The organism is Methylocaldum gracile, from assembly GCF_053646815.1.
The window spans coordinates 1,763,244-1,777,837 of record NZ_CM132196.1; the positions used below are offsets into that span (position 1 = coordinate 1,763,244).

Annotated in this window: 9 protein-coding genes and 1 pseudogene; 7 read left to right on the plus strand and 3 right to left on the minus strand. The window is 58.3% G+C overall.

Annotated elements, in window-relative coordinates; all coding sequences use genetic code 11:
- Positions 1–334 precede the first annotated feature (334 nt).
- Entirely contained in the window at positions 335–3,511 is a 3,177-nt protein-coding gene (locus ACWJJK_RS07780; RefSeq protein WP_454128840.1) for a cation-transporting P-type ATPase, read from the plus strand.
- A 490-nt stretch (positions 3,512–4,001) separates the two neighbouring features.
- Here the strand turns inward: ACWJJK_RS07780 and ACWJJK_RS07785 are convergent, their stop codons facing one another.
- Complete coding sequence (locus ACWJJK_RS07785) at positions 4,002–4,715, minus strand: SAM-dependent methyltransferase (RefSeq protein ID WP_156881633.1); 714 nt, start codon at positions 4,713–4,715, stop codon at positions 4,002–4,004.
- An 89-nt stretch (positions 4,716–4,804) separates the two neighbouring features.
- Positions 4,805–5,218: a nucleoside diphosphate kinase regulator gene (gene rnk / locus ACWJJK_RS07790; protein ID WP_077732384.1), complete on the minus strand. Its 414-nt coding sequence runs from the start codon at positions 5,216–5,218 to the stop codon at positions 4,805–4,807.
- 365 nt (positions 5,219–5,583) lie between these two features.
- Between rnk and smbP the strand changes: the two genes are divergently transcribed.
- From smbP to ACWJJK_RS07805, 3 genes are all read left to right on the plus strand, one after another.
- The gene (gene smbP, locus ACWJJK_RS07795) at positions 5,584–5,943 is read left to right on the plus strand and encodes a small metal-binding protein SmbP (protein WP_086133279.1); all 360 of its coding nucleotides are present in this window, start codon (positions 5,584–5,586) and stop codon (positions 5,941–5,943) included.
- 742 nt (positions 5,944–6,685) lie between these two features.
- A complete protein-coding gene (locus ACWJJK_RS07800) occupies positions 6,686–7,822 on the plus strand; it encodes a Fic family protein (protein ID WP_156881632.1) in 1,137 nt (378 codons plus the stop codon).
- Entirely contained in the window at positions 7,747–7,983 is a 237-nt protein-coding gene (locus ACWJJK_RS07805) for a type II toxin-antitoxin system PrlF family antitoxin (RefSeq protein ID WP_240502647.1), read from the plus strand. Before ACWJJK_RS07800 ends, ACWJJK_RS07805 begins: the two co-directional genes overlap by 76 nt.
- A gap of 29 nt (positions 7,984–8,012) precedes the next feature.
- On the opposite strand, the pseudogene ACWJJK_RS07810 reads toward ACWJJK_RS07805, so the two are convergent.
- A pseudogene (locus ACWJJK_RS07810) lies at positions 8,013–8,474 on the minus strand (IS5 family transposase); the annotation flags it as partial.
- Between the two features lie 808 nt (positions 8,475–9,282).
- On the opposite strand from ACWJJK_RS07810, the gene ACWJJK_RS07815 reads away from it, so the two are divergent.
- The 3 genes from ACWJJK_RS07815 to ACWJJK_RS07825 all read left to right on the plus strand — a co-directional run bounded on the left by ACWJJK_RS07815 (position 9,283) and on the right by ACWJJK_RS07825 (position 14,580).
- Positions 9,283–9,915 carry an outer membrane lipoprotein-sorting protein gene (locus ACWJJK_RS07815; protein WP_168175531.1) on the plus strand — a complete coding sequence of 211 codons (633 nt, stop codon included), beginning with the start codon at positions 9,283–9,285 and terminating at the stop codon, positions 9,913–9,915.
- 834 nt (positions 9,916–10,749) lie between these two features.
- Positions 10,750–11,868: a DUF1302 family protein gene (locus ACWJJK_RS07820; protein ID WP_454128841.1), complete on the plus strand. Its 1,119-nt coding sequence runs from the start codon at positions 10,750–10,752 to the stop codon at positions 11,866–11,868.
- Between the two features lie 21 nt (positions 11,869–11,889).
- Positions 11,890–14,580, plus strand: a complete 2,691-nt coding sequence (locus ACWJJK_RS07825; protein ID WP_454128842.1) for an efflux RND transporter permease subunit — start codon at positions 11,890–11,892, stop codon at positions 14,578–14,580.
- Positions 14,581–14,594: the final 14 nt, after the last annotated feature.

A 14,594-nucleotide genomic window follows, 5' to 3' on the forward strand; every position in this document is an offset into this window, starting at 1 on the left:
GTCTTGGGCGGCAAACTGTTCGAGCACCGGACTCTGGGTAGAACGACGGCAGGCCGCGCCGCAGACCGGTAATCCTAGAAACGGCAGTTGACCGCTTCGATGCACCAGAAAAGCCTTTCAAGTCTTAACCGTCACCGCTTCTATCCGCTTCACCGTTTAGGTGAGGCCGCTACGCACCCGATTGCACGGCGGGCGGGCCGCCTGGCGGCGTTGCTCCTTCTTGCGGGGGACGGCCCCGCGGCGGCGTCGCGCCTTGCCAGCCGTCCCGCCCGCCGCACACTCGGACGCGTCCAACTGCCGTTTCTAGGATAATTCCAATAATAAGGAGCACCTGATGAGTGATACGACCAGCGATTCGCCGGAAAAGACGGGTGAAGTCACCGCTTGGCACAATATTTCGGCGGAACAGTCGATAGAACGCCTGGAGACCGACCGGCGGCATGGGCTTTCCGAAGCCGAAGTCCGCGAGCGGCTGGCACGCTTCGGCCCGAACCGCCTGCCGCCGGCCCGCAAGCGCAGCGCCCTGCTGCGGCTACTGTCGCAGTTCAACAATCTGCTGATTTACGTTCTTCTCGCGGCGGCGACGGTCACCCTGTTGCTGGGGGATTACGTGGACACCGCCGTGATCGTGGCCGTCGTGGTGCTCAATGCCTTTATCGGCTTTATTCAGGAGGGCAAGGCCGAAGCGGCTATCGAGGCGGTGCGAAACCTGTTGTCGCCCTCCGCCGCGGTGCTGCGGGAAGGGCGCAGAATGACGGTTCCGGCCGAACAATTGGTGCCGGGCGACCTGGTGCTGCTGCAATCCGGCGATAAAGTGCCGGCGGACTTGCGCCTGGTCGAGGTCCGAAGCCTGCGCATCGACGAAGCCGTGCTTACCGGCGAATCGGTGCCGGTAGAGAAATCCGTGGCGCCGGTGGCTCCCGATGCGCCGGTGGGCGATCGGCTGTGCATGGCCCATTCCGGCACGCTAGTGACATACGGACAAGGCATAGGCGTGGTGGCCGCCACCGGCACGGCCACCGAAATCGGCCGCATCAGCACGATGCTGGCGGAGGTCGGCGCTTTGGTCACGCCGCTGCTCAAAAAGATCGAGCAGTTCGCCCGGTGGCTGACCGCCATCATCTTGGGCTCGGCCGCGGCGACTTTTGCTTTCGGCTGGCTGACCCGCGGTCTAGGGCTGGAAGAGATGTTCATGGCGGCGGTGAGCCTGGCGGTCGCGGCGATCCCGGAAGGCTTGCCGGCTATCGTCACCATCACATTGGCGGTCGGCGTGCAGCGCATGGCGCAGCGGAACGCCATCCTGCGCAAGCTGCCGGCGGTGGAAACCCTGGGTTCGGTCACCGTGATCTGCTCCGACAAGACCGGTACTCTGACCCGCAACGAAATGACCGTGCAGACGTTGGCGACGGCCGAAGACGAAATTCAGGTGAGCGGCGCCGGTTACAGTCCGCAGGGCGGCTTCAGCCGGGGCGATGCCGAAGTATTCGCGGCGGATTTGCCCCACCTCTTGGATCTGGCCCGTGCCGGGCTGCTGTGCAACGACGCGGCCCTCCACGAGGAGGACGGAACCTGGCGCCTGGAAGGAGACCCCACCGAGGGCGCTCTGGTGACCTTGGCGTACAAGGCCGGATTGAATCCCGCGTTCGAGCACGAAGCCCTGCCGCGCATCGATGCCATCCCTTTCGAATCGCAGCACCGCTTCATGGCCACTCTGCACCGCGACCATTCCGGCCATGGATTGATCTTCCTGAAAGGGGCGCCGGAAGTGGTGCTGGAGCGCTGCAATCGGCAGCGCCGCGAAGGACAGGACGAGCCTATCGACCCCGCGCTTTGGCACCGAAGAACGACCGAGATCGCCGCCCGCGGCCAGCGGCTTCTGGCGCTCGCCATAAAGCCTTTGACCGAACCGCCCGGATCCCTGACCTTCGAAGACACCGAAGGCGGCTTCACCCTGCTCGGGGTGGTCGGCATGATCGACCCGCCGCGGCCGGAAGCGGTGGATGCCGTGGCCCGCTGCCAAAGTGCCGGCATAAGGGTCAAGATGATTACCGGCGACCATGCCGCGACCGCCAGCGCGGTGGGCACGCAGCTCGGCATCGGCGACGGCGCGCGGGCATTGACCGGCGCGGAGATCGAGAAGCTCGACGACGAGGCTCTGCGGAACCAGGCTAGGGAGGTCGAGGTGTTCGCGCGAGCCAGTCCGGAACACAAGCTGCGCCTGGTGAGAGCCTTGCGTGAGGAAGGCCACGTGGTATCGATGACCGGCGACGGCGTGAACGACGCCCCGGCGCTCAAGGCCGCCGACATCGGCGTGGCCATGGGGCAGCGGGGTACCGAGGCCGCCAAGGAAGCCGCCGAAATGGTGCTGGCCGACGACAATTTCGCGACCATTGCCACGGCCGTGGAGGAAGGGCGTACGGTTTACGATAACTTGCGCAAGACCATCCTGTTCACCATGCCCACGAACGGCGGCGAAGGCGGGGTGATCATCATTGCGATCCTCCTGGGTACGGAGCTACCCGTCACCCCTCTGCAAATCCTCTGGATCAATCTGGTGACGGCAGTGACTCTGGCGCTGACCCTGGCCTTCGAACCGCCGGAAGGCGATTTGATGCAACGTCCGCCGCGTCCGCCCCGCGAACCGCTGGTGACGCGTTACATGCTGTGGAGGATCGCCTACGTCTCGCTGCTTCTGGTCGGAGCGACCCTGGGACTGTACAAATGGGAAATCGGCCAAGGCTCGTCGGTGGAGTTGGCGCGCACCGCGGCGGTCAACGCATTGGTTGCCGGTGAACTGGTCTATCTGATCAACAGCCGCTTCTTCCTGGCTCCGAGCCTTTCGTTGCGCGCCTGGTTCGGCAATCGATACGCCATTCTGGCCATTGTCATATTGATCGGTTTGCAGTTGGTGTTCACCTATGCGCCGTTCATGCAGAGCGCCTTCGGTGCCCGCGATCTGAGCGGCGAAGCGTGGCTCCGGATTGCTGGCGCGGCCTTGGCGGTTTTCCTGGTCGTCGAGCTGGAAAAAGCGGTCGTTCGCCGGCTCGGGAAACCGGTATTGGGCAAGCCCGTGCGGCCCGTGGCGCCGGAGATCCGACCGGCGCGCCTTTGGGATCGGGTCGCTGCGGTGTTGGCCGGCCTGTTCGGGCTTGTCCTGCTTTGGCAGCTGCTGGAGGTTTCGGGACGCCTTTACGCCTTGGCGGCGGGTGCCCAAGTCGGTCCGATTACGACTATCGGAATGATTCTCGCGGTTTTCGCCGCCTTGTTGTCCTTGGTGTTGATCGTAGAGGCACTGCTCGGCATCAAAGCGAATAAGGGATCGTTGACGGCGCTGAAATTGCTGATTCCGGCGCTGCTTCTGGCCGTCGCTTGGCACGCGCCGCTGTATCCGTTCGAACCATGGCACCTTCCTTGGCTGCTCGCGGCGAGCACGACGCTGGTCGTCTTGGGAATCGCTTATCTGATCCTGTCGCTGATGGTTCGCCGGACCGGCCCGCCCGATAGCCTCTAATCCCGATCGGCATTCGAGTGAACATTACATAGGCGGGTTAGCCCCTCGGCTCCGCTCGGGACAGGCCCTTCGACAGGCTCAGGACAGGCTCAGGACAGGCTCAGGACAGGCTCAGGACAGGCTCAGGACAGGCTCAGGACAGGCTCAGGACAGGCTCAGGACAGGCTCAGGACAGGCTCAGGACAGGCTCAGGACAGGCTCAGGACAGGCTCAGGACAGGCTCAGGACAGGCTCAGGACAGGCTCAGGACAGGCTCAGGACAGGCTCAGGACAGGCTCAGGACAGGCTCAGGACAGGCTCCGCGTAACCCACCGACCCTTCGACTTGGCTCAGGACAGGTCCGAGGTCGCTTGGTGGGTTACGGCGCACGCGAAGCACAGTGATCGGCGGTCGGTCAGTGCTGATGTGCGCCTAACCCACCATCGATGGGTTTCGCTTCGCTCTACCCATCCTACAAAATGAATGCCTGATTGAACGCGATTTGGAATAATTATCGGCGATCCGCAACGCGCGTCTCAGTGTCCGGGGATCGCGCGATCAGCATTTCATCGGCGCCTCTCTGAAACTCGTAGCGTACCTTGACGGTCGCGATCCGGTAGCCCTCGGAGGCAAGCTGCGCCAGCACGCCGTCGAGATGGCGCGATCTGACCGCGCCGAGTTCCAGCAGGGGGAAGACGCGGACCTCCGCTGCCACGCGGCAAAGCTCGCGCAGGGACTGCAAGTGGAATGCCGCGTCGAAATGAGCGCTGTAGAGAAACAGAAAGTGCGAGCACAATGCGAGGTCGAAGGACCGCTCGGCAAAAGGCAAACACGGAAGCTCGGCGTCGATATACCGTCCCTCGCGTTGTCCCTCGGGGTAATCCGCCAGGAACGCATGCATGGCGCGCAGGCGCATTTCGCCGAGCTCATCGACGGAGCGGATATGCGACCAGACGAATTCGTCGGCATTCTCGCGTGTCTGCTCGAGCACGAGGGGAAAAGTGTCGTCTATGCGAGAGGAAATCTCCCGTGCCGTAAACCGATAGAGCGGATCGACCGAAACCACCACGCCGCCATGTGCCGTCAGCTCCGCATTAAAGCTGGCGGGACCGTCTCCGCAGCCGAGTATTCTTCTTCCGAGTTCGTGCGGTTTCAATGCAAACATGGCGACATATTCGGCGAAAGAGCGTCCCCACGGAACGACTTGATCGAGGTGAAAAGCCATTCACGTTATCCTTTCAAATCCGATGATGCAATTGATCGATCGTACGGGTGACGAGAGCATCCGTAAAGCGGTGAAGCCGATCGCTTCTGTCAGCGATGAGGTTCACCGGCGCGTTCCGGCTGATGGACGACTTCCATAATACGCACTTTGAGAAGCCCGCCCCCGGGACTGGGCCATTCGATCTGGTCCCCCGCGGAAAGGCCCAGCAGCGCGCCGCCCACCGGGGCGAGAATGGAAATCTTGTCCCCTTTGGTATCGATATCCTTGGGATAAACCAGTGTCCGGGAAAATTCCTGTCCCGTCGACTCGATGGTGAAGCGAACCGTCGAGTTCATGGTTACCACGGATGGCGGCACATTCTGCGGATCGACCACCTCGGCGCGTTCGAGCTCCGCTTGCAAATCGGCCTTACCGGGGAAAGCTTCTGCCGGAAGCGAATCGAGCAGGTCTTCCAGCCGTTCCAAGTCCGTTGACGAAACGATAATGTTGGGCTTTCTCTCCATTGATGTGTCCTCGTCATCCGGAGCAACATAGATGAATCAGCGCCCTGAACAGGCGAATCGTTAAAAAAGCGGTATCTTGCGTCACCGACACTCCTGGCCGGCCCGATCCTTCAGCATACGCGCGAATGTGGTCTCCACATAAATATTGAGACCGCGAACGATGTAGTCGTTCCGCGTTGGAGGCTGCGGGTACAAGTTATTTCACCAAAGAGTGAATGCAAAATTCGTTTCGGTCGATCGGAAAGCGTCATCGTGCCTAATACCATCGGCCGCCGGGCGATGATTATCGGTGAAGTACCGCTTACGCCACGGTTGTCTAAAAGTTGTGCCGATTGGAAATCGGAAATGGAATTATGAGGTGAAAGATGAAGCGCATCATTATGGCTATTTCCTTGTTGACGACGTTCGTTTTGAGTGGCGTAGGCTTTGCTCAAACGGAGCCGGAACACATAAAACACGTAAGAGAAGCACGCCAGCATGTGACCATGGCTGTGACGGAGGGCGAAAAGGGCGATGCGAAGGCACTCGTGCAACATGCCCAGGTCGGCTTGGACCATGTCAGAATGGCGCAGAAGGAAAAACAGCTTGCTGATCTGGATAAGGCTGCCACAAGTCTGGAAGGTGCTATTAGTCAAGGCCAAGCAGGCGATGTGAAAAAAGCAACCGAACAGGCTAAAGAGTCGGTTGAATATCTTGATGCGGTACTAAGCGGGCTCGGTGGATAAACCGGTAGCTTGCGACGAGTTATCACGGGCGCGTCGGCGGTGATTCAAAACGCCGACGTTGCTCTGAAGTCTTCGTTCGTGGCACTGGTTACAGGCGGTACCGGATTGGCGTATCCCGCCGAAGTTCGCCGCAGCCTACACTGAAGCTTTTCTGAAAGGGAAGTCCGCCTTCGGTATTTTTCAGGAATTTCTTGAGTAGAAAAGGTACCTCGCGGGGCTGCATTTCCGGGCTAGAGCATTTTCATACCTACGGTATGGGCACTCGCGCGTAGGTCGGGGAATCCCTCCCAATCGCAAACGGTCGCTTTAGTCGCGACCCTTCCAATCGCAAACGTCGCTTTAGTCGCGACCTTCCAATCGCAAACGGTCATCCGGGGAAGGGGCTGGCCGGGAGCGCCGAAGCCGCCCTTCCCGACGGTGCAGTTGGGCCAACGGGTTCGTCGGCAAAGGATTGCCGACCTACGAAAGCTTGAGTCGATCTACCCTGGCCGAAGGCGCCAACGACTCCTGCCAGGCCTGTTTTGCCCTACGAGCGAGATTAAAACGCTCTAGCACTATTCGCTGCCAACCCGAAACTGCCTACTGATCCGATTCAATTCGCAAATACAGAATCGAACCCGTTTCCAGAACCAGAGAAACAACTAAGCCGACGAGCCTGGTTGCGGAGAATAACGCCCTCAATCTCCGCATAAAATGCATCGAATATCTTGCATCTGCAGAGAATGCTGCCCATAATCGCCGCATGCAAAGCGGAGATTACACTTACATCTGGCAAGCCAACGATTGGCCCAAATGGCGCTATGACCTAGTGGTGCTCGCTGGTCCTTTAGCGGACGTCAGTCGCGCCCAAGGGCTGTTGATGGGACGTCTGGCCGATGTTGGCATGGCATTGCGTGACCAGGCCAGCCTAGCTGCGCTCACCGAGGATGTGGTCAAGACCAGCGAGATCGAGGGCGAACAGCTCAACGTCGAGTCTGTCCGATCCTCCATCGCCCGCCGTCTTGGCGTAGACATCGGTGCCCTGGCTCCGGTGGACCGTCACGCCGAAGGTGTGGTCGAGATGGTGCTTGACGCCACGGCCAACCGCGATGCTCCAGTCACACGGGCGAGATTGTTCGGTTGGCACGCTGCGCTCTTTCCAACCGGGTACTCCGGCCTCGCCCGGATCAAGGTCGGCGGGTGGCGCGACGATGCCGGCGGCCCGATGCAGGTAGTGTCCGGCCCCATCGGCCGCCAGCGGGTGCATTTCGAGGCGCCCCCGGCGGATTGCCTGGAAAGCGAGACAGGACGTTTTCTCGGCTGGTTAAATGGCAAAACCGGCGAGCTGCCGCTCATCAAGGCGGGACTCGCTCACTTGTGGTTCGTCACCTTGCATCCATTCGACGACGGCAACGGTCGTATCGCCCGTGCCATTGGCGACCTGCTGCTCGCGCGCGCCGACGGCAGCCCGCAGCGTTTCTATAGCCTGTCGGCGCAGATTCAGCGGGAACGCACAGCCTACTACGACATCCTGGAGCGCACCCAGAAAGGTACGCTTGATGTTACCAAGTGGCTCCTCTGGTTCCTGGACACCTTGTATAGAGCCGTCAATCAGGCGCAGCTCGCTCTCGATGCTGTAATAACCAAGGCGCGCTTCTGGCAGCGCTTCGCGGGCACGCCGATGAACGAGCGACAGGTGAAATTGCTCAACCGGTTGCTCGACGGCTTCGAAGGCAAGCTCACCAGCCGTAAGTGGGCGGCGATTGCCAAGTGTTCGCAGGACACGGCCTTACGCGATATCAACGAACTGTTGGCACGCAGCGTATTGCGCAGGTCCGCAGCGGGCGGGCGCAGCACCAGCTACGAGTTGAGCGGACCGCTGGTGGACGATCGCACATGAGTAAATCCCTGAACGACGACAAAACCACAAGCAGTGATCCCGCCGAAACCGCTTTCCTGAATCTGCTCGGCCAAGATATCGCAGCCCGTCGAGAACGGCTGCAGACGGTCGATACTGACCTGGTTCGCCGCGTCCGATCGCTGGTTCGGGAGCTTGATTGAGCTAGGAAACCGCTGAATAAAACCAAATTGGTCGACGGGGCGGCATGAATGAGCGTCGCGTCCACCATCGTGCCGCCTTTGAGCAAACGACCTTTTTGTTCCAACACATCATTGATGGTGTTCATCAGCTTGGCAGTCGACTCGTGCCGCTCCAGCAAGCGACGGAAGTTGAGGATGGTCGTTTCATCCGGCAGCGCGTCTTCCACGAGTTCCAGCCCGGCGAACCGCCGCATCGACTCAATCTCGTACAAGGCGTCTTCCATGCCCGGATCGGACAGCGCATACCACTGCTGCAGAAAGTAGATCCGCAACATCGCTTCCAGTGGCATGGGCTGACGACCCCGACGCCCAGCTTTGGGGAAATACGGCTCAATGACCGCCAACAGCGCGTCCCAAGGCACCGCCTGTTCCATTTCGGCCAGGAATTTCTCCCGCCGGGTCTGTTTTTTCTTGGCATCAAACGTCAACGAGGCAAAGCTGGCTTGTTTTATCAAGTCACCACTCCAAGTAGCCTGGGGCAAGCTTGCCATGGCGATTTATTCAGAGATTCCCTAAGAATCAGAAATCAAAAATATCGGCAGAAATATCAAAATCAGTTCTTGCGTCTCGTTGATCCAAATATCTATACCTGGCTTTGTGATAGTTTTGTGACGAATAATTTGACCGCCATGCAGTTTTCGTAACGTTGGCTTCAATACTATTTTTGTTCCTTAATACTCGCGTCATATTTAAATTAAATGACAATTGGATTGCGGTTCCGTTTTAAATCGCCGGATTGCAATTCCGATTACTTAGAGTCCGTATCCCAACATCGCCCTAGTGTTCACCGGTTTCGTCGCCAACTGCTGGTATTAGCTTGGGCTGTCCTTTCAAAGTCAGATCATCGTTACATCAAACTGCAACAATAACACTATCAAATTTGTAACAATTCCTCTTTATAGTGTCGAAGCTTCACCAATATATTCCGCCCTTAAAAACTGGACTGGCGCTTGGTGAAAACATCTATATACAAAGAAACCGTTTTTTTACAAGAGTGTCAGTATGAGCCATATCGAAAATCGTACGCTTAACTTCACTCCGAAGTTATTTGCCAATTGGGCTCACGTCGCCCGTTCTGACTCGGTTTCGAGTTTTATCCGCGGAATTCTTTTGAGTCTGTCAGGAACTCTGTTCCTTCAGTATTCAATGCTCGCAAATGCCGATATGCGCCCGCCGACGCCCGGTATCGAGGCGCTCGATATCGAGCGGAAGGCGGACGAAATCCAGGCCGGCTACATCGGCGAATTCCGAAAGATGACCTTGACCCTGATCAATGCGGAAGGCCAGGAATCCCAGAGGAAATTGGATTTCTGGGGGCATGAGGAACCGGATAGGCACGACAAGACACTCGTAAGGTTCTCTTTTCCGCCGGATATCAAGGATACCGCTCTGCTTACCTATGAAAAGGGCGCCGAAGACGACGATCAATGGCTGTACTTGCCGGCACTCAAGCGGGCCAAGCGGATTGCATCCTCCAACAAAAGCGGCTCTTTCATGGGGTCTGAATTTGCCTATGAAGATCTCGTAGTCCGTCAATTCGAAAAGTACAACTTCAAGTATCTCGGTGACGATACGGTTGATGGAAAAGACTGCTATGTCATGGAGCGGACGCCGAAAAACTCAAACTCGGGATATTCGAAGATTATTAGATGGCGCTATAAGGACAATTTGCAAGAGGCAAAAAGCCAGTATTTCGATCGAAAAGGGGAACTTATCAAAGAGCGTTTCCTTGAGGGGCATCACCAAGTTGAGGGAATCTGGCGCTCCAAAAAAATTACGGTCAGAAACGTTCAAACCAAGAAAGCATCAACGCTTAGCTTTGACGAAATCAAGCTGAAAATTCCCACCGATGCGAGCATGTTTACGGTTCGGGGGCTTGAATCGCCGCGTTGAAATAGAGTCTTGGGCATTTCTATAAAACCGGTAAACAAGAAGAGTTGTACTTCGGACAATGCCGTTAAATTAAGGCGAATGACGTCACCCCGGCAGGGAAGGGTGGCTTCGGTGCTCCAATCGCAAACGGTCATCCCAGGAGCGCTGGGATGACCCTTCCAATCGCAAACGGCCTGGCCGGGAGCGCCGGCCACGCCCTTCCCGAAGACACCGTTTGCGATTGGAATGCCGGGGTCCAGAAGCCATGGATGGCAGAGGCGTGTCACTTCCCTGTGCTCTGGATTCATGCCGCACAGTCCCTGTGCGGCACCCTACGGGCGCTTCGCGTGCAAATCGGCCATCCTGCCGATTTGTCCGGCACAAATTTGCCAGGAGCAAATTTGGACGTGCGGAGCACGGTCCGTAGGACGAACCCCAGGGATGGGGTGAGCAATCCCTGCCGGAAGGGGCGTTCTGGCGCTCCCAGAACGACCGTTTGCGATTGGAATGACGGCTTAACTTAACGGCATTGGTACTTTGGACGGACGTTAGTTACTCCAGCGATCTGGCCATCTTTCCTTGGTCTTGCCAAAGGTAATTGAGCGTCTGTTAAAAACCTCCGATCGAGAATATACCTAACGAAAGCATCGGATGGCTGAAACTCTATTTTTCACGGAAAAGACCATGCCCTTTCAGCAGGCTTTTTCAGCAAGTGCAGGATTTGGAATTGAATTAGGGGCATTCTTGTTAAAGCTGCTAATAACTGCTTTGGGGTTTTATTTGATGTTGTCACCGGAATTTGGGTTTTGTGAGGGCGAAACCAGTTCAGAAGGTCTATCCGGGATCGGTTCTTGGATGGAAAAGCTGAATATTGCGGGCAGCTTCGATTACGAGACTTATCAGTATCCTGAGACGCCTCTTTTTCCTGGGCAGATCGAGCAGAATCACGCATTACGACTCGACTTTCGATCGGAAGTAAGCATTGGAGAAAACTGGCACGCCGCTATAGCGCCGTTTGCCCGCTATGACTTCATGGATGATCGACAAAATACTATTCGCCTCAACGAAGCGTGGGTCGAATACAGCACAGAAAACTGGGATTTTAGGATTGGAAATCAGATTTTCACCTGGGGCCAGATGGAGAGCGTAAACCGAATAGACGTACTCAACCCTAGGGATTTTCGGGACGATGTGATCGAGCCGAGCAAAATCGGTATACCTGCGGCTCTATTCCGTTGGAAATTCGATAACAGCGATATCAGTGCGTATTCGATTCCCTACTACATTCCCGACAGCTTTCCGGGGCCGGATAACTTCTACAGTCTCAGTGGCGGTGCTCCGATTCGCGAACCGGCGGAACGATTCGAGGACCAGTGGGCGATCCGCTACTTCTATGCAGGCGACGGCTTCGATTTTGCCTTGAGTTGGGCGAACGTCATCGAAAGGCTGCCGATTTTCGATATGAACGAGGCGGGGACGAAGTTGATCGGGACCCCCTACAAATCCAACCGCCTCGGTTTTGAATTCACCAAAGTTATCGAGAGCCTGATCGTCAAGGGAGAGGGATTCTATCGCTTTCCCGAGACCGAACTCCTTGCGCCGGGATTTTTTTATACCGCGGGGTTGGAATACACCTTTCCCGCGATTGTCGGCCTATCCGATTTGACGCTGTTTACCGAATATTTCGGGAAAGTCGGTGACGGGCAAGTCAGATTCCAGATACTCGAGAACAGCCTTTTCACCGGTTTTCGTTTGACGGTCAACGACCTGGCCCGCCAGGAGTTCGAGGTCGGGGCCATAAACAATTTTAAGCCGGCCGGCACCTGGCTCGTGCGAGCCCGATATGCCCGCGACATCGTCGAGCAGCTCCGGTTCGAGGTGACGTATACGGACTCTTTCGGGTTTTTCGTTTTCCCGGATCAGGATGAAGACGGTGACGGCGCCTTTCGGGTGCGGCTGAGATACAGTTTTTAATTCAATTTTCGGCGGGATGCTATGCGTGAGAAGAAACTGGTAACGGCTTACGCCAACTGGGTCATCAGGAACCGGATCTGGGTGATCCTGGCGAGCCTTGCCGTGATCGTCTTTCTGGGCGGGTTTCTGGGACGGCTGTCCTTCGACTCGAACTATCGCATCTGGTTCGACGAGGAGGATCCCTATCTAAAAAGCTACGATCTTTTCGTCAAGGAGTTCGGCCACGATGATATGTTCGTCGTGGCGTTCGAAGAGCCGCAGGGGATTCTTCAGCCGAAGCCCCTCGAAGCCATCCAGCGTCTTACCGACAAATTCTGGCACGTAGCCGGCGTGATCCGGGTGGATTCGCTTTCCAACTTCCAGGCGTTGCGGGGCGATGCCGAAGGCTTCAGCGCCGAGGCGCTGTTCCCGAGCGACAAGCCGGTCACCCCGGAGCGCATCGCGGCAGCCCGGAGTTATATCGACCAGGACCCGCTGGTGACCGGTTCTCTGATCTCCCCGGATCGGAAAGTCGGCATCATTCGAGCGCGCATCGCGCCGGTCGCCGTGACGCCCGAGTTGCCGGCGAAGGTCTACAACCAGTTGATGCAAATCCTGGACGAGGAGAAAGCCCGGAGCGGCTACGAGTTTTACCTAGCCGGCGGTCCCATCACCGACCAGGCTTTCGACCAGGTGGCGCAGAAGGATATGGGATTCCTGGTCCCGCTGTTGCTGGTCATTCTGGGTGTGGTGTGGTTCATCCTGTTCCGCTCGATCCTCGGAGTCCTGCTGTCCCTCGGCATCTCTCTCCTGAGCGTGATCGGCGCCATGGGCCTTACCGGACTCGTGGGCCATAAACTGAACGTGGTCACCACCACGACGCCGCAGTTGCTCATCGGTATCGCCGTGGCGGGCTGCGTCCATATGGCGGCGATGTTCGTCAAAGCCAAGCGCAACGGTCTGAATTCCAGGGACGCCGTCAAGGAGTCGCTGCGGATCAACCTGAGCGCGATTGTCATGACCTCGGTCACGACGGCGATCGGTTTCTTCTCCTTCTATTTCACGGCCACCATCATTCCTCTCAAGCTGTTCGGTTTCGAGGCCGGCTGCGGCACTTTGCTGATTCTGTTCCTGACTCTGACCCTGCTGCCGGCGCTGTTGAGTTTCTTCCCGGAAAAGACGCCGCGTCCCGTCTTCGATTCCGAGTGGTTCAAGGGTTTTCTGGATCGGCTGCGTTGGGCGTCCATACACCGCAGCAGGCAGGTGGTCCTGGGCTGGCTCGTCTTCATCGGCATCTTTGCGGCTTTCCTGCCGATGCTCACGGTCGATTCCAATCCGGTGTCCTATTTCCGCTCCAGCTTCTGGTTCGCCGAATCGGTCCATTTCCTGGAGGAGAAGGGCTCGGGCGGGGCGGTGTACGAACTGGTCGTACGCGGCAAGGGCCCGGATTCCATCAAGACCGTGGAGTATATGCGCGACCTGGATGCCTTCACGCAGTACCTGGCCAAGGAAGCGCCGGGCGGGCTGAGCAACGTCTACTCCCTGTCCACCGTGCTGCGCAATGTCAATCGCGCCCTGCACGAGGACGACCCCAGTTTCCATACCCTTCCCGATGACAACGATTCGATCGCCCAATATTTGTTCCTCTACAGCCTCTCGGTGCCGGTGGGTCAGGACATCAACGACCGTTTCAACGTCGATTATTCCGCGAGCCGCGTGACGGTGATCCGCGCCCTGGTCCCGACCCGCGCCAGCCGCGAAAACATGGACATCATCAGCGACTGGGCGGCCAAGAATCTCAAGAACGTAAAGGTCGAGTTCACCGGCCGCGACGTGTTGTACACCAACATGGGCAACAATGTCTCGGACAGCCTCATCAGTTCATTCGCCGTGTCGGTGGTAGGGGTGACCGTTCTCATCGGCCTGCTGTTCCGTTCCTGGCTGCTGGGCCTCGCCAGCACGCTGCCCAATTTTCTGCCTGTCCTCGTTGCCCTGGGGTTCATGGGCATGGCCGGCATCTACCTGGACATCGGCACCATCATGGTGGCGAGCATCGGTTACGGTATCGCCGTCGACGACACCATCCATTTCTTCAGCCATTACCGGGAGGCGCGGCGGGCCGGGCACACCGCGCGCGAGGCGATCGGGGAGGCGTTCTCCGACGTGGGCATTTCCATCACCTTCACCACGGCGGTGCTGGTTCTGGCGTTCTGCGTGTTTCTGTTCGGCGATTTCATGCCGAACGTTTACAAGGGCTTGCTGGTGGGCTTGTTCCTGGTCGTCGCCCTGGCGGCCGACCTGTCCATCACGCCGGCCGTCCTGTCCCTGATCGATAAGCCGCGCCGTCTCCTAGCCCGGATTTCTCACACCCCTCCTACTGCGGACGCCGATCCACTCGCTGTGGCGCACCGTACTCCCTCGCGCCGGCTCGACGTAGAGCCGGCTACGCCTTCGCCGCCGCTCGGTCCGTGCGGCACGCCACAGCGGCGTCTCGACGACCTCGCGACGAAGGGGTGCGAGAAATCCGGGCTAGCCGGGGCGAGCGAAAGCGATCCGGGGAAGGGCGGCTATGGCCACCCTGTTCCTTCCGCCGCCGACGCCGCCGGGCGCAGCGAGTTCACTGCCCTGGATGCCGACTATGCCGGAACAGGACACCCGCCGGTCGCTGGTGCCGGAGGGGGCACCGTGTTCACCGCGAGTCCAGCCGGGCGCATGGGTGAAAACTCGAATTGACGCTGTCGGAGAAG

Bases quoted from the DNA above. Each gene is read 5' to 3' on its own strand.
- ACWJJK_RS07785 (WP_156881633.1), bottom strand. From the start codon at position 4,715: ATGGCTTTTCACCTCGATCAAGTCGTTCCGTGGGGACGCTCTTTCGCC.
- ACWJJK_RS07780 (WP_454128840.1), top strand. From the start codon at position 335: ATGAGTGATACGACCAGCGATTCGCCGGAAAAGACGGGTGAAGTCACC.
- rnk (WP_077732384.1), bottom strand. From the start codon at position 5,218: ATGGAGAGAAAGCCCAACATTATCGTTTCGTCAACGGACTTGGAACGG.
- ACWJJK_RS07820 (WP_454128841.1), top strand. From the start codon at position 10,750: ATGGAAAAGCTGAATATTGCGGGCAGCTTCGATTACGAGACTTATCAG.
- smbP (WP_086133279.1), top strand. From the start codon at position 5,584: ATGAAGCGCATCATTATGGCTATTTCCTTGTTGACGACGTTCGTTTTG.
- ACWJJK_RS07825 (WP_454128842.1), top strand. From the start codon at position 11,890: ATGCGTGAGAAGAAACTGGTAACGGCTTACGCCAACTGGGTCATCAGG.
- ACWJJK_RS07800 (WP_156881632.1), top strand. From the start codon at position 6,686: ATGCAAAGCGGAGATTACACTTACATCTGGCAAGCCAACGATTGGCCC.